Here is an 18004-nt window from a genome sequence, read left to right on the forward strand (position 1 = left end):
CCCTCTTACACCGAGGCGGTGGCGAGCTTGACGCTGAAGCCGAGGAAGAGCGCGGCCACCCCGGTGGTCGCCCCGGCGGCCAGCCGGCGGCGCTGGCGGAACTGGGCGGCCAGGTACGTCCCCGCGAAGATCAGCATCGTCAGGTACAGCACGCTGGTCGCCTGGGCGATCAGCCCGAGCAGCAGGAACGACAGTGCCGGCCAGGCGTACCCGGGGTCGACGAACTGGATGAAGAACGAGATGAAGAACAGGATCGCCTTCGGGTTGAGCAGGCTGATCACCAGCGCCCGCCGGAACGGGCTGCGCAGCTCCGCCGGCTCGGCGGCGTCGATCAGCCGCGGCGCGGCCGGGTCGTTGCGGTCCCGCCAGCGCCGCAACGCGCCGCGCAGCATCGCCAGCCCGACCCAGCCCAGGTATGCCGCGCCGACGTACTTCACCACCAGGAACAGCGGCGGGTACGCCTGGAGCAGCGACGCCACCCCGGCGGCGGAGAGGACCATCAGCACCGAGTCGCCGAGGAACACCCCGGCGGCGGCCCGGTAGCCGGTCCGTACCCCGCGTTTGGCGGCGGTGGAGAGCACGAAGAGTGAGTTGGGGCCGGGGAGCAGCACGATCGCCACGGTCCCCAGCACGTACGTCCAGATGTCGGTGATGCCCAGCACGCCCGACATCATTGCGCCGGGGCCGGCGCGGCGGAAACCCATTCCCGCAGCATGGCCTGTGCGTTCGGCCACTCGTCGGCGATCATCGAATACTGGACGGAGTCCCGCCAGGAGCCGTCGTGCCGGATGCGGTGCCGGCGCAGCACCCCCTCCCGGGTGGCGCCCAGCCGCTCGATGGCCCGCTGCGAGCGCTCGTTGCGCACGTCGGTGTGCCACACCACCCGCTCCGCGCCCAGTTCCTCGAAGGCGCGGGTGAGCAGCAGCAGCTTCGCCTCGGTGTTGATCCCCGTCCGCCACCAGGGCCGACCCAGGTACGTGTACCCGATGGCCACCGTCCGCAGCGCCGGGTCGACCTCGTAGAAGGAGGTGGTGCCGACCACCGCCCCGGTGACCGCGCACCGCTGGACCCAGGGCACCCGCTCGCCCCGGTGGTGGGCCGCGAGCGCCGTCCGGATCAGCTCGGCCGTCCCGGCCGGATCGGCCGGCTGCGGCCAGCCCAGGTGCCGCCACACCTCCGGATCGGCGGTGGCGGCGTGCAGCTCGTCGGCGTGCGCGAGGTCCAGCGGTTCGAGCACGACGTGCGCGCCCCGCAGGGTGGCCGGCTCCAGCCACGGCGACCGCTCGGCCCGCAGGTACGCCGGCAGCGGCGCGGCCACCCCGGCGGCCGGCTCGGCCGGCCCGGCGGTCAGCCGCAGTGGCAGCACCCCGGCCCAGTGCGGCAGGTCCAGGTCGGTCTCGTCCTCGCGTACCCCGCCGGCGCGGGACCGGACGGACACCTCGCGCAGCGGCAGCGCCAGCACGGCCGTCTCGGCGAGTTCCCGGCGGCTCGGCGGCCGGCTGTCCGCGCTGCGCCCGGCGGCGGCCTTCTCCACCAGCGCGGTCATCGCGGCGGCCTTCTCCCCGGCGTCGGTGACCAGGTGCGCGGTGCCGTGCGCGACCACCGACCGGTAGTTGGCGCTGTGGTGGAACTGCGAGCGGGCGTAGACCAGAGCGTCGAGCAGGGTCACCGCGACGCAGACCGGCAGGCCGTCGCCCCGGGCGGCGAGCAGCGGCCGGCTGCCGGTCGAGCCGTGCAGGTAGAGGGTGTCGCCGATCCGGACGTGCAGGGTGGGTAGCAGCCGGGGCTCGCCGTCCACGGTGAACCCGAGCACGCAGTGGTACGCCTCGTCGAGCACGGCGTGCGCGGCGGCCCGGTCGTAGCTCATCCGTTCGCGGGTGCGGGTGGCGGTGGTCCGGGGCGTGGGTGGGTACATGCGACAGCCCGCCTTTGTGCTAGTACAATGCCGAAATTGTGTCAGCACATTATCAGGTGAGCGGCGGGACGGCCGCCGAGATCTCGGTCAGCGTGGAATCGGGCATCCGATCCGGCGAACTGCCGGCCGGGGCGGCGCTGCCGCCGGTGCGGGCCCTCGCCGCCGAGCTGGCGGTCAGCCCGGCCACGGTCGCCCGCGCGTACCAGGAGTTGCGCCAGCGCGGCCTGCTCGCCACCGCTGGCCGGCACGGCACCCGGGTGCGCCCCCGGCCGCCGGTGGCCACCCGCCGGGCGTTGCGGCCGAGCCCCGCCCTCGGTGCCCGCGACCTGTCCCGCGGTGAGCCCGACACCCGGCTGCTCCCGCCGCTCAGCCCGCACCTGGCCGCCCTCGCCGCCGAGTTCACCGTCCCCGTCGGGTACGCCTCGGTCGGCGTCCTGCCCGAGCTGGCCGACGCGGCCCGGGAGCGGCTCGCCGCCGACGGGGTGCCCGCCGGCGACGTCACCGTGACCGGGGGCGCGCTCGACGGCATCGAACGGCTGCTCGCCGCCCACCTGCGCCCCGGCGACGCGGTCGCCGTGGAGGACCCGGGCTGGGCCCACCTGCTGGACCTGGTCGCCGCGCTCGGGCTGCGCGCGATCGGCGTCCCGGTGGACGACGACGGGCCGGTCGAGGCCGGGGTGCGGGCCGCCCTGGCCGCCGGGGCGCGGGCCCTGGTGGTGACCAGCCGGGCGCAGAACCCGACCGGGGCGGCCGTCTCCGCCGACCGGGCCGCCGCGCTGCGCGCCCTGCTCGCCGGCCGCGACGGCCTGCTGCTGATCGAGGACGACCACGCAGCCGAGCTGGCCCGGGTGCCGCTGCACCCGCTCGCCGGGGCCACCCCGGCGTGGGCCTTCATCCGGTCGGTCAGCAAGCCGTACGGCCCCGACCTGCGGCTCGCGGTGCTGGCCGGCGACGAGGCCACAGTGGCCCGGGTCGTCGGCCGGGCCCGGGTCGGCGCCGGCTGGGTCTCCACCGTGCTGCAACGCCTCGTGCTGGCGCTCTGGCGCGATCCGGCCACCGCCGCGCTGGTGGACCGGGCCGGCGAGAGCTACGAACGCCGCCGGGGCGACCTGCTCGCCGCCCTGGCCGCCCGAGGCCTGACCGGCTACGGCCGTACCGGAATCAACGTATGGCTCCCCGTGCCGGACGAGACCAGCGCCGTCACCGCGCTGCGCGACGCGGGCTGGGCGGTCGCCCCGGGCGGGCTGTTCCGGATCGCCGCCGAGCCCGGGCTGCGGATCACGGTCAGCTCGCTCGCCGCCGCCGACTCGCTCGCCGCCACCGACATCCCGGCGCTGGCCGACGCGCTGGCAGCCGCCGCCCACCCCGCCCCCCCACCCGGCTTCACCGCCTAACCGCGCCGGGTGGGGGTAGGGACACGCCGGGCCGGGGTGTTCGCTTGAGCGGGTGGGGGCCGGGTAGGAAGATCGTCATGTCCGAGACCGAGACCCCGCCCGGGGCGCAGCGGTTCATCCCGCCGCAGGCCGACACCATCGACGAGCTGCGCCTCGCCGCGAGCGGCTGCCGGGGCTGCGAGCTGTACCGGGACGCCACCCAGACCGTTTTCGGCCGCGGCGGCGAGGGCGCCCGGGTGGTGCTGGTCGGCGAGCAGCCCGGCGACCTGGAGGACCAGAAGGGGCTGCCGTTCGTCGGGCCGGCTGGCCGGCTGCTGCGCCGGGCGGTCGACGACGCCGGGCTCGACCCGAGCCAGCTCTACCTGACGAACTCCGTCAAGCACTTCCGCTTCGAGCTACGCGGCAGGCGGCGCATCCACCAGACCCCGGACCAGGTGCACGTCACCGCCTGCCGGCCCTGGCTGGTGGCCGAGTTCGCCCGGCTGAGCCCGGACGTCGTGGTGGTGCTCGGCGCGACCGCCGCGAAGGCGCTGCTCGGCCCCGCGTTCCGGGTCACCCGGCAGCGGGGCGCGCTGATGCCGTGGCCGGCCTCGGCCCAGCACCCGGAGGACTTCGCCCGGGTGCCGGTCGACTCCGCCGGGAAGGTGGCCGACGCCCCGGCGGCCCGGCTGCTGGCCACCATCCACCCGTCGGCCGTGCTGCGCGCCGACGACCAGGACATCGCGTACGCCGGCCTGGTCGCCGACCTCACCATCGCCGCCGGCGCCCTCTCCGCCTGATCAACAACCCGCCCGCCCACCCAGGCGGCTCTCCCGGGTCGATCCTGGACAGTTGTCGTCCTCGGGGGCCGGTAACTGTCCAAGATCGGGCCTGCTGTCCATCCGGGCCCGCCGGCTGACGCGGCGGCTGGTGGCCGCTGGGGCGTGAGCGGTGCCGGCCCGTACGCCGCCGCCCAGCGTGAGCGGTGCCGGCCGGCTTCTGCCCCGGCTACCTGGTGACGGCGATCGGAAGTTCGGCCTGTGGCAGACCCGGGTGCCGGTGGGGGCCGGGCTGCGCAAGGATGGGGCAGCCCACCGCCCCTTACCCGGGAGCCCACCGCCCTTCCCGAGGAGTCCCGATGGCCACCGACCTCACCGCGCCGGCCCCGAGCCGGATCGACGTCGCCCCGATCCAGCGCCGGACGGTGCGGCTGCTCTTCGTGACCCAGATCATCGGGGGCGTCGGCGTCACCATCGGCGTCACGGTCGGGGCACTGCTCGCCGCCCGGATCGCCGGCACGGCGGTCGCCGGCCTGGCGCAGAGCGCCGGGGTGGTGGGCGGCGCGCTGCTCGCCGTCCCGGTCACCCGGATCATGACGGGATACGGCCGCAGACCCGGCCTGGTCACCGCGTACCTGGTCGGGGCCGCCGGGGGCGTGCTGGTGGTGCTCGCCGCGGTGACCCGCCAGGTGCCCCTGCTCTTCCTCGGCATGCTGCTGTTCGGCGGCGGCACGGCCGCCAACCTCCAGGCCCGCTACACGGCCGTCGATCTCGCCGAGCCGGCCCGCCGGGGCCGCCAGCTCTCCGTGGTCGTCTGGGCCACCACGGTCGGGGCGGTGGCCGCGCCGAACTTCGCCGCGTTGGCCGACCGGACCACCCGGGGCTGGGGCCTGCCGCCGCTGGCCGGCCCGTTCGCGTTCAGCGCCGTGGCGTTCACGCTCGCCGCCGGCGTACTGCTGGTGCTGTTGCGGCCGGATCCGCTGCTCACCGCGCGCCGGCTCGCGGCGGCCGAGGCCCCCGAGGCGGCCGGGGATCCGGCGGCGACCGGCCGGCGCGGGGCGGGCATGCGGGTGGCCTGGCGGGTGGTCCGCGCGCGGCCGGCGGCCCGGCTGGGCATCGCCGCCGTCGCGGTCGGCCACCTGGTGATGGTCGCGGTGATGTCGATGACCCCGGTACGCCTCGGCGAGTACCACTCCGACGCCGCCGTGCTCGGGGTGGTCGGGGTCGTGCTCAGCCTGCACATCGCCGGCATGTACGCGCTGTCCCCGGTGGTCGGCTGGCTCACCGACCGGCTCGGCCGACGCCCGGTGATCCTCGGCGGCCTGGCGGTGCTGCTGGCGGCCTGCGCGGTGGCGGGCGTCTCCGGGCACCACACGGCGGGGCTCTCGGTCGGCCTGGTCCTGCTCGGGCTGGGCTGGTCCGGGACGATGGTAGCCGGCTCCACCCTGCTGTCGGAATCGGTGCCCACTGCCGTGCGGCCCAGCGTGCAGGGGCTCTCCGACCTGACGATGGGCCTGGCCGGGGCCGCCGCCGGCGCGCTGAGCGGGTTCGTCATGCAGGTGGCCGGCTATCCGACGCTCACCCTGCTGGCGGCGATCGCGACGGTGCCCCTGCTGGCGCTAGCGTTGCGTCCGGCGTCCGTACCGGCGCCGGACGAGGAGGACCGACAGTGCGGCTGACCGACTTCTGGACCCGGCTGGAGGAGGTGTTCGGGCGGGGCTACGCGGCCAGCATCGCCTCGGACCAGGTGCTGTCCCAGCTCGGCGGGCGGACCATCGAGCAGGCGCTGAGATCGGGTGAGCAGACCCACGTGGTGTGGCGGGCGGTGGTCGCCGCGTACCCCGACCGGGTGCCTGCGCGGCTACGCTGAGCAGCCATTTCTTCCGCTCTGCGTGTCGCTTGCCGAGTCGTACACCTGTTCGGCTATTGTCCACAGCGGGGTGCTCGTCCACAGCTCACGGCCGGTCGGCTGGTGTTCTGTCGGACCCAGCGCCTAGCGTGTCCGCGTGACGAGAAGCTCAGCAGCAAAGACGCCGGCGAAGGCAGGGGTGGCAAACATGGCGGCAGGGCCCGACCGGGAGAAGGCGCTCGACCTTGCTCTCGCCCAGATCGACAAGCAGTTCGGCAAGGGCTCGGTGATGCGGCTGGGGGAGCGGCCGGTTGTCCAGACCTCGGTCATCCCAACCGGTTCCATCGCGCTCGACGTGGCGCTCGGCGTGGGCGGCCTGCCCCGCGGCCGGGTCGTCGAGATCTACGGCCCGGAATCCAGCGGTAAGACGACGGTGGCCCTGCACGCGGTGGCCAACGCCCAGCGGGCCGGCGGCATCGCCGCCTTCGTCGACGCCGAGCACGCGCTCGACCCGGACTACGCGAAGGCCCTCGGCGTCGACACCGATTCCCTGCTGGTCTCCCAGCCGGACACCGGTGAGCAGGCGCTGGAGATCGTGGACATGCTGGTCCGCTCCGGCGCGATCGACATCATCGTGATCGACTCGGTGGCGGCCCTGGTGCCGCGCGCCGAGATCGAGGGCGAGATGGGCGACAGCCACGTGGGCCTCCAGGCCCGGCTGATGAGCCAGGCGCTGCGGAAGATCACCGGCGTGCTCAACAACACCGGCACCACGGCGATCTTCATCAACCAGCTCCGCGAGAAGATCGGCGTGATGTTCGGCAGCCCGGAGACCACCACCGGCGGCCGGGCGCTGAAGTTCTACGCCTCGGTCCGGCTCGACGTACGCCGCATCGAGAGCCTCAAGGACGGCACCGACGTGGTCGGTAACCGCACCCGGTGCAAGGTCGTGAAGAACAAGGTCGCCGCGCCGTTCAAGCAGGCCGAGTTCGACATCATGTACGGCAAGGGCATCTCCCGCGAGGGCTCGCTCATCGACGTGGGCGTGGAGCAGGCGATCATCCGCAAGTCCGGCGCCTGGTACACGTACGACGGCGACCAGCTCGGCCAGGGCAAGGAGAAGGCCCGGGAGTTCCTCAAGGAAAATCCGGACGTGGCGGCCGAGATCGAGAAGAAGATCCTGGAGAAGCTCGGCGTCGGGGTCGGCGCGGGCGACGCCGCCGGCGGCCCGGAGCTGCCGCCGGTCGACTTCTGACCGGTAGCTGACCAGTGGCAGGACGACGCGCCCGGGCGGGGCGGGGCTGGGATGCCAGCCCGTCCCGGTCGGGCGACGCCGACACTCCGCCCCGTCCCCGGCGTGGCCGCCCCGATCCGGCGACCGACCCGGAGGCCGGCGGACAGGCCCCGCCCCGGGACGAGGCCGAGGTGGCGCGGGAGATCTGCCTGCGCCAGCTCGCCCTGCGCCCGCGCACCCGCGCCGAGCTGGCCGCCGCGCTCGCCAAGCGGGGGATCTCCGAGGAGGTTTCCGCCGGAGTGCTCGACCGGTACGACGAGGTCGGCATCATCGACGACGCGGCCTTCGCCCGGGCCTGGGTGTCCAGCCGGCACGCCGGCCGGGGGCTGGCCCGCCGGGCGCTCGCCAACGAGCTGCGCCGGCGCGGCGTGGACGGCGAGGTGGCCACCGAGGCGCTCGGCGAGCTGGACGAGGAGACCGAGGCCGAGACGGCCCGGGTGCTGGTCGAACGGAAGCTGCGCACGGCCCGGGGCGAGCCGGACGCGGTGTTCCGCCGGCTCGTCGGCATGCTCGCCCGCAAGGGCTACCCGCCCGGCGTGGCGATCCGGGCGGTGAAGGACGCGCTCGCCGCGCAGAGCGCCGAGGCGGCCGAGTTCGCCGACCGGATCGACGCCGACGCGCTCGCCGACGCGGAGGGCGACGTCGACCGGGACAGCCGCAGCCTCGACTGACCGGCACGGCCGGCCGTGTGGGATGTCCGGTGGAGGCGGCGGGTGTCCCTGCGGGGTTCGTCAAGCCGTGATCGGCGGGGTGTGGCGGGAAGGCGGCGGTGGCCCGCCGGTGCTGTTGCACGCCGAGGGCCCGGCGGTGTGGCCGATGCTCGCCGAGGCTGTCGGTCGCGGGCTCGACACCAGGATCGGGCTGGAGGACACCTTCGTGCTGCCGGGCGGCGCGCCGGCCGCCGACAATGCCGCGCTGGTCGACGCGGCCCTCGCGGGAGGAGTCCGCTGAGCCGAGCAGCGCCGATGCCCCGACGGCGGGCGCGCCACGCCACCTTTGTCCGGCGGTGTCCGGCGTCGGATTGGCGTTCGGTGACCCCTTAACTTCGCTCCGTTCGAGGGGTTTGATCATGAGTCCTTGACCAGACGGCCCCCGGAGACCTAGCCTCGCCATACAGGCTCACATTGCCCGACCAGCGCAGGCTAAGCGCACAACATAGATCGCGTAACAGAACAGCATCACTTTGGCCGGCTCGCCGGCCTGCGGTGCCAGCTCCGACAGGCCGGACCAGAGCTGGTGCGACAACTGCACCCGGCTGCCGACGATGCCCACGGGCACCGCCGGTGGTGAGAGCTACCCATGGCCAGCCGCTCAGGTCGGGCGTCTCAGAGCCGCAGCGCGCGTGCCCAGTGGCACGAGCACTGCGGCGCCGACGTTCAGGGGAGGCGGCCATGGCGGGGTGGCACAGGTACACCGGTGGTCCCGACAGGACGGCCGTCGGTCGCGACGCACCGACGGCCGGCGGTGGCCAGGCCCGTCGGCTCGTTTCGGCCCGCGTCGACGTGGCGGTGTGGTCGTGAACGCCTTCGATGCCCTCATCCTCGCCGTGGTGCTGGTGCTGGCCGTCGTGGTCGTCGGCGCGGTGCTGGTGGGGCTGCGCACGATGCGCCGGATCAGCACCGCCCCCCGCCCCGAGGACCCGGCCTTCGTCGCCGAGAAGGACCGCCAGGAACAGTCCCTGGCCGCGCTACGCACCGCCGCCGACGAGGTGAACAGCACCATCGACGTGGCCAAGTCCGCAGCCGCGGCGGCGCGCGCCGAGGCCGCCGCCGCGAAGGCCGAGGCGAAGGCGGCCCGCTCCGAGGCCGGGCGGGTGCTCGACGGCGCCCGCGCGGAGGCGGACACCGTCCTGGAGCGGGCCCACAAGCAGGCCGAGGCGGACGCCGAGCAACTGCGCACGGCGGCCCGGCGCAGCGGCGAACGCGAGGTGGCGGTGCTCGCCTCGACCACCCGGGAACAGGCCGCCGAGGTGGAGCGGCGGGCCGCCCGGATGGACGAGCGGGAGCGGTTGCACACCGAGGAGGTGGAGCGGTTCGCCGGCCGGGAGCGGCAGCTCACCGCCGCCAGCGCAGCCCTGGCCGTCCGGGAGTCCGCGCTGGTCGAGCGGGAACGGGCCCTGACCGAGGCGGAGGAGCAGGCCCGGCGGGAGCTGGAGCGCGTCGCCGGGCTGACCGTCGACGCCGCCCGCACGGAGCTGATCGAGGCGATCGAGACGCAGGCCAAGCGGGAGGCCGCGCTGCTGGTTCGGGACATCGAGTCGGACGCCCGCAGCACGGCCGATCAGCGCGCCCGGCACATCGTCGTGGACGCCATCCAGCGGATCGCCAGCGAACAGACCGCGGAGAGCGTGGTCAGCGTCCTGCACCTGCCCGGGGACGAGATGAAGGGGCGGATCATCGGCCGGGAGGGGCGCAACATCCGCGCCTTCGAGTCGGTCACCGGGGTCAACCTGATCATCGACGACACCCCTGAGGCGGTGCTGCTCTCCTGCTTCGACCCGGTGCGGCGCGAGGTCGGCCGGGTCACCCTGGAGAAGCTGGTCCTCGACGGCCGGATCCACCCGCACCGGATCGAGGAGGTCTACGACCTGGCCCGGCAGGAGGTCGAGCAGCTCTGCCGCCGCGCCGCCGAGGACGCCCTCGTCGAGGTCGGCATCACCGAGATCCACGACGAGATGGTCACCCTGCTCGGCCGGCTGCGCTACCGAACCTCGTACGGGCAGAACGTGCTCAAGCACCTGGTGGAGACCGCGCACATCGCCGGGATCATGGCTGCCGAGCTGCGGCTGGACGTGCCGACGATCAAGCGGTCGGCGTTCCTGCACGACATCGGCAAGGCGCTCACCCACGAGGTGGAGGGCAGCCACGCCATCATCGGCGCCGACCTGGCCCGCAAGTACGGCGAGAGCGAGGACGTCGTCCACGCCATCGAGGCGCACCACAACGAGGTGCCGCCGCAGACCATCGAGGCCGTCCTCACCCAGGCTTCCGACGCCTGCTCCGGTGGCCGGCCGGGGGCGCGGCGGGAGAGCCTGGAGGCGTACGTCAAGCGGCTGGAGCGGATCGAAGAGATCGCGGCCGGGAAGATCGGCGTGGAGAAGGTCTTCGCCATGCAGGCGGGCCGGGAGATCCGGGTGATGGTCAAGCCCGACGACGTCGACGACATCGGCGCGGCGGTGCTGGCCCGGGACGTGGCCAAGCAGATCGAGGAGGAGCTGACCTACCCGGGTCAGATCCGGGTGACCGTGGTGCGCGAGTCCCGGGTCACCGAGATCGCCCGCTGACCCGACGCAACGCGAAGGGCCGGCCCGATTCGTCGGGCCGGCCCTTCATCGTCCGCGGGATCAGGCGCCGCCGGCGCCCTCGGACTGCGAAGCGAGCGCCGCCGGTGGCGGGTTCTGGGCCGGGATGCCGGCGGTCTTGCGGCCCCGGGAGAGCCGCCGCTGGACGTACTGGGCCAGCTTCGACAGCGAGTAGTTCACCAGGATGAACAGCACCGCGATCACGACGTAGACCTGGATCGGGTTCTCCAGCACGCCGATGATCTGCTTGCCGATGTTCAGGGTCTCCTCGTAGCTGATGATGAAGCCGAGCGAGGTGTCCTTGAGCACCACGACGAGCTGGCTGATCAGCGCCGGCAGCATGATCCGGAACGCCTGCGGCAGCAGGATCATCCGGGTGGTCTGCGACGGGGAGAGGCCGATCGCGGAGGCGGCCTCTGCCTGCCCGCCGGGCAGGCCCTCCATGCCGGAGCGGAGGATCTCGGCGATCACCACCGAGTTGTAGATGGCCAGGCCGATGACCAGGTACCACAGCGCGTCGAACGAGACGCCGAACTCGGGGAAGCCGCGGGCCACGAAGAAGATCGTGATGACCACGGGCAGGCCCCGGAACACCTCGACGCAGACCCGGGTGACCGCCGACAGCAGCACGCTCAGCCCGCGCAGCAGGTACGCCAGCGGCGCGGCGAGGCCGGTGAACCGGCGGCGGGTCAGGCTCTTGAGCTGGATCCGCAGCACCGCGAGCAGGGTGCCGACCACCAGTGAGGCGACGATCGCCAGGGCGGCGGCGGTCAGCGTGTTCTTGAAGCCGAGGCCGATCCGGTCCCACACCAGCGAGAAGTTCTCGTTGGAGGGGTCGATCAGCGGCCCCCACAGTTCCATCGAGAACTGGCCCTTGGCGTCCAGCGGCTTGTAGACCAGGAAGTACGCGCCGACGAGCAGCAGCACCGTCGCCAGCACGCTGCCGACCAGGGTCATCCGGCGCTGCCGGGGGCCGGGGATGTCGTAGAGCACGCTCTGTTGGCTCATCGGGCCACCGCCTGCCGCTTCTCGATCCGGTCGAGGAGCGCGCCGAGGGGGATCGTCATGATCAGATATCCGATCGAGATGCCGATGGCGACAGGGACGAAGGCGTAACCCTCGGCCGAGGTCAGTTGATCGGCGGTCTGCGACAGATCACCGACCACGCCGAAGAAGCCGATCAGGGCCGAGTTCTTGATCATCGCGATGATCACTGAGCCGAGTGGCACCACGGAGGCCTTCCAGGACTGCGGCAGCACCACGTACCGCAGGTTCTGGCCGAAGGTGAGGCCCAGTGACCGGGCGGCCTCCGCCTGGCCGGCGGAGACGGCGTTTACCCCGGAGCGCAGTGCCTCGCAGACGAACGCCGCGGTGTAGAGCACCAGCGCGATCAGCGCGAAGCGGAAGTACGGTAGGTCCGTGTCGAGCCGGCTGAACAGCATGTCCACGCCGGGGATGCGCAGGAAGTCCGCGTTGGAGCCGAGCGCAGGCAGGGCGAACGCGGCGAAGAACATCACCACGGTCAGCGGCATGTTCCGGAAAACGTTGACGTAGCCGGTGCCGAGCGCCCGCAGCGGCGGCACCGGGGAGATCCGCAGTACCGCTACGACGGCGCCCAGGATCAGGGCGCCGATCGCGGCGAGTACGCAGATCTGGAGGGTGAGCCAGAAACCACCCGCGAAGACGTCGAACTTGTCGATGAGCACATTCACGGGTCGGTCTTCCTCCCCACCCTCCAGATCAACGAATCAGTTCAGTAGCGGTTGACGGTCGGGGCGGAGCCCAGCTCGGCACCGAACTTGCCGGCGGTGCCGTCCCAGGCCTTCTTCCAGCTGCCGTCGGCGAACGCCTTCTCCAGCGTGTCGTTGACGAAGTTGCGGAAGGCGGTGTCCTCCTTCTTCACCCCGAGGCCGTAGGGCTCCTTGGTGAAGTTGTCCCCGGCCAGCTTGAACGAGGCCTCGTCCTTGGCGATGTAGCCGAGCAGGATCACGTTGTCCGTGGTGACGGCGTCGACCTGGCCGCCCTTGAGGGCGTCGCGGCACTTGTCGTAGGTGTCGAAGAGCACCAGCTGGGTGGCGACGTCCTTGACGTGCTTCTTGATCTCCTCGGCCGGGGTGGAGCCGGTGACCGAGCAGACCTTCTTGGCGCCGTCCTTGAACGAGTCCGGGCCGGTGATCGCGGCGTCGTCCTTCTTCACCATGATGTTCTGGCCGGCCTCGTAGTACGGCCCGGCGAACGCGATGCGCTCCTTGCGCTTGTCGTTGATGGTGTAAGTCGCGGCGACCAGGTCGACCGTGCCGTTCACGATCACATCCTCGCGGACCTTCGAGGGGGCCTCAACCCACTCGATCTTGTCCTCGGGGATGCCCAGCTCCTTGACGATGATCTTCGCAACCTCGACGTCGAAGCCTTCCGGCTTGCCCGACAGGCCCTTCTGGCCGAAGCCGGGCTGGTCGAACTTCGTGCCGATCTTGATGGACTGGGCCTTGTTGAGGCGCTCCATCGTGCTGCCGGCGGCGAAGGACTTGCTGCCGGATCCGGCGCTCTCCTCGGCGTCGTTGTCACCGCAGGCGGTGATGCCGAGTGCCAGGGTGGCGGCCGCCGCGAGCGCCGCTACGCGCGTGATACGCATGTGTTTCTCCTTCTCGATCGGAACCCGCCGGGCGGCGGCGCGCTCCAGGTACGGACGCCTAGTGGGTGAGAATCTTGGAGAGGAAGTCCCTGGCCCGCTCGCTGCGCGGGTTGGCGAAGAACTCGGCCGGGGGCGCGTCCTCCACGAGTTGGCCGTCGGCCATGAAGATGACCCGGTTGGCCGCGTGCCGGGCGAAGCCCATCTCGTGGGTGACCACGACCATGGTCATGCCCTCGCGGGCCAGCGAGGTCATCACGTCCAGCACCTCGCCCACCATCTCCGGGTCCAGTGCGCTGGTCGGCTCGTCGAAGAGCATCGCCTTGGGCTGCATGGCCAGCGCTCGGGCGATCGCCACCCGCTGCTGTTGGCCGCCGGAGAGCTGGGCGGGGAACTTGTCGGCCTGGTTGGCGATGCCCACCCGGTCCAGCAGGGCCAGCCCGCGCTCGCGTGCGCTCGCCGCCTTCTCCTTGCGAACCTTGACGGGACCCAGGGTGACGTTCTCCAGGATGGTCTTGTGCGCGAAGAGGTTGAACGACTGGAACACCATGCCGACCTCGCTGCGCAGCTTCGCCAGCGCCTTCCCTTCGGCCGGCAACGGCTGGCCGTCGAAGGTGATGGTGCCGGAGCTGATCGGCTCCAGCCGGTTGATCGTGCGGCAGAGGGTCGACTTCCCGGAGCCGGACGGGCCGATCACCACGACCACCTCGCCCTTGCCGACGGAGAGCGAGACGTCGTCCAGCACGTGCAGCGGCCCGAACCACTTGTTGACCGAGTCGAGCACGATGAGCGGTTCGCCCGTCGTCACGTCGTCCACCGTCCCTGTCGTCGTGTACGCCAGGGAGTCGGATGACCCCCGGTCCGGCCACTGTAGGCGGGCCGAGATGGCGGAACGCAACTCGTCTGGTCACGGTGCGGTAACACCGGTAACGATCCGCTCCGGGAGTCCGAATTCCGGGGCCGGACGGCCGGCCGGGTGGCGAGGTCCACCCCCACTCGGAGACCATGAGGGGATGACCGAACCGGTACGCCTGACCGAATACGCCCGCGGTGGTGGGTGCGCGTGCAAGATCCCGCCCGGCGAGCTGGAGACGCTGGTCGCCGGCCTCGGCCCCGCCAGCGGTACGGCCGAGCTGCTGGTCGGCCTCGACCACGGCGACGACGCCGCGGTGGTCCGCCTCGACGAGCGCACCGGCCTGGTCACCACGGCCGACTTCTTCACCCCGGTCGTCGACGACGCCTACGACTGGGGCCGCATCGCCGCCGCGAACGCGCTTTCCGACGTGTACGCCATGGGCGGCACGCCGCTCGTCGCGCTCAACCTGCTCTGCTGGCCCCGGGAGCGGCTGCCGATCGAGCTGGCCGGGGAGGTGCTGCGCGGCGGCCAGGACGTGGCCCGGAAGGCCGGCTGTCACCTGTCCGGCGGGCACAGCGTCGACGACGACGGCCCGAAGTACGGCCTCGCGGTCACCGGTGTGGTCCGGCCGGAGGAGCTGATCACGCTGGACGCCGGGCGGGCCGGGCTGCCGTTGTCGCTGACCAAGCCGCTCGGCGTGGGGGTGCTCAACACCCGGCACAAGGCCACCGGGGAGTGGTTCGCCGAGGCGGTCGCCTCGATGGCGGCGCTGAACCGGGACGCCGCCCGCGCGGCGGTCGCCGCCGGGGTCCGCTGCGGCACCGACGTGACCGGGTTCGGGCTGCTCGGGCACGCCTCGAAGCTGGCCCGGGCCAGCCGGCTCACGGTGGCGATCGACGCGGCCCGGGTGCCGTACCTGCCGGGCGCGCGGGAGGCCGTCCGCGACGGGTACGTCAGCGGCGGCACCCGCCGCAACCTGGACTGGGTCACCTCGTGGACCGACTTCGGCGCGGCCGGCGAGGCGGAGCGGCTGCTGCTGGCCGACGCCCAGACCTCGGGTGGGCTGCTGGTCGCCGGTGAGATCCCGGGGGCCACGGTGGTCGGCGAGCTGCTGCCGCGCGGCGAGCACCTCGTCGTGGTGCGCTAAGTGGGGCTGTAGCGCCGGGCCGCGCAGAGCCGGGCCGCGCAGAGCCGGGCCGTGGTCGTTGACCCGGGGCGGGTGTCGGGTGTCGGACAGCCACCATACCCGATAAACTGTCATCTTCCCGCCACTCTCCGCAACGGCAGGTCAGGAAATTTTGCCCGGAATGGTCACAGACCGGTAACTTGCGCCCGGCTGAGGTCATATGCCCCCCACCATCGTCATTAAGGCCCGATCCGGAGGCCGGTGGGACGAACGCAGCGAGGAGGCGGCATGACCGAGCTGTGGAACTGGAGAATCGACGGGGTACCCCCGGTGGAGGTCTACCCGGCGTTGGCCGAGGCCCTGGGGCGGGTGGTGATGCCGCTCGCGGTGGCCGACCCCGCCCGGCTGCCCACGTACGCGGTGATCTGCGACGTCTGGCAGGCGCCAGGGGAGTTCGGCACGATCGTGGACTGTTACGGGGTGCCCGAGAACCTGCCCGAGCTTCCCGGCATCGCCGCGCTGGCCCGGCTGCTCGGCCGTAACTGCCTGCTGCGCGACGACACCCTCGACGCCGGCCGGCACCTGCTGGTCGCGCCCGACGGCACGATCCGCCCGGTGCACTTCGACGTCGCCGAGACCGACGACGGCGAGGTGCTGGGCAACCAGCGCCTCTGCACGCTGGCCAACCCCGGCTGCCGGGGCTGGTCCCGGTGCCACCGCTCCAGGTGGGCCCCGGACTCGGTCGTCCCGGCCCTGGCCGCCGCCTGACCGGGGTGGCCCGGCGCCGACGGCCGGGAGACCGGCATCGCAGCCGGCCCCGGCCCTCGGCGTCAGCGCCGGCCGGACGGCCGGGAGACCGGCATCGCAGCCGGCCCCCGGCCCCCGGCGACGGCGCGGCGTGGTCCGCCCAGGGCGGGACCAGGCCGGCTCAGCCCCCGGCGGCCGGCTGCTGGCTCCCGCCGCGGACCACCAGCTGGTCCAGCAGGGTCGCGGTGGCCTCGGCGACGGCGGCCACCGCCGCGTCGAACGCCGCCGCGTTGTGCGCGGCCGGCGCCCGGAACCCGGAGATCTTCCGGACGTACTGCAACGCCGCCGCCTCGACGTCGGCCCGGGTCACCTCCGGCACGTACGGCTCACGCAAGGTCTTGATGCTTCGGCACACGGCTCCTCCTCGTTCGAGTTGATCGGCTCGCCCGGATACGCTGTCCGGGTCATGACTACCGCAGCGGCGGGCAGCCCGCGCACCTACCAGGTGCGCACGTACGGCTGCCAGATGAACGTGCACGACTCCGAGCGCATCTCCGGCCTGCTGGAACAGGCCGGTTACCTGCGTGCCGCCGAGGCCGACGACAACCCGGACGTGGTGGTGTTCAACACCTGCGCCGTCCGGGAGAACGCCGACAACCGGCTCTACGGCAACCTGGGTCATCTGCGCCCCGTGAAGGACAAGCATCCGGGAATGCAGATCGCCGTCGGCGGCTGCCTCGCCCAGAAGGACCGCGGCGACATCGTCCGCAAGGCCCCCTGGGTGGACGTGGTGTTCGGCACGCACAACATCGGCTCGCTGCCGGTGCTGCTGGAGCGGGCCCGGCACAACGCCACCGCCGAGGTGGAGATCCTCGAATCCCTCGACGTCTTCCCCTCGACGCTGCCGACACGGCGCGAGTCGACGTACGCCGGCTGGGTGTCGATCTCGGTGGGCTGCAACAACACGTGCACGTTCTGCATCGTGCCCTCCCTGCGCGGCAAGGAGAAGGACCGTCGCCCCGGCGACATCCTCTCCGAGGTCCGCGCCCTGGTCGACGAGGGCGTGCTGGAGGTGACCCTGCTCGGGCAGAACGTCAACTCCTACGGCGTCGCGTTCGGCGACGCCGGCGAGCCGAACTGGAAGCGCGGCGGCGGCCAGTCGGCTTTTGCCGAGCTGCTGCGGGCCTGCGGGGACATCGACGGGCTGGAGCGGGTCCGGTTCACCAGCCCGCACCCGAAGGACTTCACCGACGACGTGATCGCCGCGATGGCCGAGACCCCGAACGTCTGCCCCTCGCTGCACATGCCGTTGCAGTCCGGCTCTGACGACGTGCTGAAGGCGATGCGGCGGTCGTACCGGTCGGAGAAGTACCTGGGGATCATCTCCAAGGTCCGGGCGGCGATGCCGCACGCGGCGATCACCACCGACATCATCGTCGGCTTCCCCGGCGAGACCGAGGCGGACTTCCAGCGCACCCTGGACGTGGTCCGCGAGTCCCGGTTCTCCTCGGCGTTCACCTTCCAGTACTCCAAGCGCCCCGGCACCCCGGCCGCGACGATGGACGGCCAGATCCCCAAGCAGGTGGTCCAGGAGCGGTACGAACGGCTGATCGCCACGGTCGAGGAGATCACCTGGGCGGAGAACAAGCGGCTGGTCGGGGAGACCCTCGAGGTGCTGGTCGCCGTCGGCGAGGGACGCAAGGACGAGCGCACCGGCCGGATGTCCGGCCGGGCCCGCGACGGCCGCCTCGTGCACTTCGCGACGGGCGTGGCCGGAGCGAACGGCCAGCTCGGTGCGACGGGTGCAGCCGGAGCGAACGGCCAGCCGGGCGGCGCGGGGGCCCTCGCCGGGCGGATCCGTCCCGGGGACATCGTGCACACCACGGTCACGTACGCCGCCCCGCACCACCTCAACGCGGACGGCGAGCCGCTGTCGCACCGCCGCACCCGGGCCGGCGACGCCGCCGAGGCGGGCCGCTCCCCGCGTACCCCCGGGGTGTTGCTCGGCCTGCCCACGATCGGCGCGCCGGCCGCGGCCCCCGCGCCGACGACCGGCTGCGCCGCCCACTGACGCGATCGGGGCCCGCCGCACGGGCGGGCCCCGACCAGCCTTCCGACGGTCAGACCGAGATCTT

Annotated in this window: 19 protein-coding genes; 11 read left to right on the forward strand and 8 right to left on the reverse strand. The window is 72.8% G+C overall.

Features of this window, described 5'->3' with window-relative positions; genetic code table 11:
* Positions 1–5 precede the first annotated feature (5 nt).
* Positions 6–674, reverse strand: a complete 669-nt coding sequence (gene leuE, locus ACQPZO_RS08040; RefSeq protein WP_433350868.1) for a leucine efflux protein LeuE — start codon at positions 672–674, stop codon at positions 6–8.
* Positions 671–1915 (reverse strand): bifunctional pyridoxamine 5'-phosphate oxidase family protein/GNAT family N-acetyltransferase, encoded by a 1245-nt coding sequence (locus ACQPZO_RS08045; protein WP_433348424.1) that lies wholly within the window; start codon positions 1913–1915, stop codon positions 671–673. The genes leuE and ACQPZO_RS08045 overlap by 4 nt, the downstream gene beginning before the upstream one ends.
* A 38-nt stretch (positions 1916–1953) precedes the next feature.
* Between ACQPZO_RS08045 and ACQPZO_RS08050 the strand changes: the two genes are divergently transcribed.
* The 7 genes from ACQPZO_RS08050 to ACQPZO_RS08080 all read left to right on the forward strand — a co-directional run bounded on the left by ACQPZO_RS08050 (position 1954) and on the right by ACQPZO_RS08080 (position 8161).
* The gene (locus ACQPZO_RS08050) at positions 1954–3309 is read left to right on the forward strand and encodes an aminotransferase class I/II-fold pyridoxal phosphate-dependent enzyme (RefSeq protein ID WP_433348426.1); all 1356 of its coding nucleotides are present in this window, start codon (positions 1954–1956) and stop codon (positions 3307–3309) included.
* Positions 3310–3386: 77 nt separating this feature from the next.
* Entirely contained in the window at positions 3387–4088 is a 702-nt protein-coding gene (locus tag ACQPZO_RS08055; protein WP_433348428.1) for a UdgX family uracil-DNA binding protein, read from the forward strand.
* 338 nt (positions 4089–4426) lie between these two features.
* Positions 4427–5746 (forward strand): MFS transporter, encoded by a 1320-nt coding sequence (locus ACQPZO_RS08060; RefSeq protein WP_433348430.1) that lies wholly within the window; start codon positions 4427–4429, stop codon positions 5744–5746.
* The gene (locus ACQPZO_RS08065) at positions 5737–5937 is read left to right on the forward strand and encodes a DUF3046 domain-containing protein (RefSeq protein WP_350885271.1); all 201 of its coding nucleotides are present in this window, start codon (positions 5737–5739) and stop codon (positions 5935–5937) included. Before ACQPZO_RS08060 ends, ACQPZO_RS08065 begins: the two co-directional genes overlap by 10 nt.
* A gap of 187 nt (positions 5938–6124) precedes the next feature.
* The gene (gene recA, locus ACQPZO_RS08070) at positions 6125–7171 is read left to right on the forward strand and encodes a recombinase RecA (RefSeq protein WP_433348433.1); all 1047 of its coding nucleotides are present in this window, start codon (positions 6125–6127) and stop codon (positions 7169–7171) included.
* Between the two features lie 14 nt (positions 7172–7185).
* On the forward strand, positions 7186–7881 hold the full coding sequence (locus ACQPZO_RS08075; RefSeq protein ID WP_433348435.1) for a regulatory protein RecX: 696 nt from the start codon (positions 7186–7188) through the stop codon (positions 7879–7881).
* A 67-nt stretch (positions 7882–7948) separates the two neighbouring features.
* The gene (locus ACQPZO_RS08080; protein WP_433348437.1) at positions 7949–8161 is read left to right on the forward strand and encodes a 3-keto-5-aminohexanoate cleavage protein; all 213 of its coding nucleotides are present in this window, start codon (positions 7949–7951) and stop codon (positions 8159–8161) included.
* 168 nt (positions 8162–8329) lie between these two features.
* On the opposite strand, the gene ACQPZO_RS08085 is transcribed toward ACQPZO_RS08080, so the two are convergent.
* The gene (locus ACQPZO_RS08085; protein ID WP_433348439.1) at positions 8330–8482 is read right to left on the reverse strand and encodes a hypothetical protein; all 153 of its coding nucleotides are present in this window, start codon (positions 8480–8482) and stop codon (positions 8330–8332) included.
* Between the two features lie 244 nt (positions 8483–8726).
* Between ACQPZO_RS08085 and rny the strand changes: the two genes are divergently transcribed.
* Positions 8727–10493: a ribonuclease Y gene (gene rny / locus ACQPZO_RS08090; protein WP_433348441.1), complete on the forward strand. Its 1767-nt coding sequence runs from the start codon at positions 8727–8729 to the stop codon at positions 10491–10493.
* A gap of 60 nt (positions 10494–10553) precedes the next feature.
* Here rny and ACQPZO_RS08095 read toward each other — a convergent pair whose 3' ends face one another.
* From ACQPZO_RS08095 to ACQPZO_RS08110, 4 genes are read right to left on the reverse strand one after another with little or no spacing between them, the layout of a single operon-like run.
* Positions 10554–11519: an amino acid ABC transporter permease gene (locus tag ACQPZO_RS08095; RefSeq protein ID WP_433348443.1), complete on the reverse strand. Its 966-nt coding sequence runs from the start codon at positions 11517–11519 to the stop codon at positions 10554–10556.
* Positions 11516–12223 (reverse strand): amino acid ABC transporter permease, encoded by a 708-nt coding sequence (locus tag ACQPZO_RS08100; protein WP_433348445.1) that lies wholly within the window; start codon positions 12221–12223, stop codon positions 11516–11518. The genes ACQPZO_RS08095 and ACQPZO_RS08100 overlap by 4 nt, the downstream gene beginning before the upstream one ends.
* A 41-nt stretch (positions 12224–12264) precedes the next feature.
* Positions 12265–13143, reverse strand: a complete 879-nt coding sequence (locus ACQPZO_RS08105; RefSeq protein ID WP_433348447.1) for a glutamate ABC transporter substrate-binding protein — start codon at positions 13141–13143, stop codon at positions 12265–12267.
* A 58-nt stretch (positions 13144–13201) separates the two neighbouring features.
* Positions 13202–13957, reverse strand: coding sequence for an amino acid ABC transporter ATP-binding protein (locus ACQPZO_RS08110; RefSeq protein ID WP_433348449.1), 756 nt, complete (start codon positions 13955–13957; stop codon positions 13202–13204).
* Between the two features lie 196 nt (positions 13958–14153).
* Here ACQPZO_RS08110 and selD point away from each other — a divergent pair, with 196 nt between their 5' ends.
* Positions 14154–15143, forward strand: coding sequence for a selenide, water dikinase SelD (gene selD, locus ACQPZO_RS08115; RefSeq protein WP_433348451.1), 990 nt, complete (start codon positions 14154–14156; stop codon positions 15141–15143).
* Between the two features lie 267 nt (positions 15144–15410).
* Complete coding sequence (locus ACQPZO_RS08120) at positions 15411–15890, forward strand: hypothetical protein (protein ID WP_433348453.1); 480 nt, start codon at positions 15411–15413, stop codon at positions 15888–15890.
* A gap of 160 nt (positions 15891–16050) precedes the next feature.
* Here the strand turns inward: ACQPZO_RS08120 and ACQPZO_RS08125 are convergent, their stop codons facing one another.
* Positions 16051–16284 (reverse strand): DUF2277 family protein, encoded by a 234-nt coding sequence (locus tag ACQPZO_RS08125; RefSeq protein WP_387016254.1) that lies wholly within the window; start codon positions 16282–16284, stop codon positions 16051–16053.
* Positions 16285–16335: 51 nt separating this feature from the next.
* Between ACQPZO_RS08125 and miaB the strand changes: the two genes are divergently transcribed.
* Positions 16336–17940, forward strand: coding sequence for a tRNA (N6-isopentenyl adenosine(37)-C2)-methylthiotransferase MiaB (gene miaB / locus ACQPZO_RS08130; RefSeq protein ID WP_433348456.1), 1605 nt, complete (start codon positions 16336–16338; stop codon positions 17938–17940).
* Positions 17941–18004: the final 64 nt, after the last annotated feature.

It is taken from the genome of Micromonospora sp. CA-111912 (assembly GCF_050948415.1).
Classification (GTDB): Bacteria; Actinomycetota; Actinomycetes; order Mycobacteriales; family Micromonosporaceae; genus Micromonospora.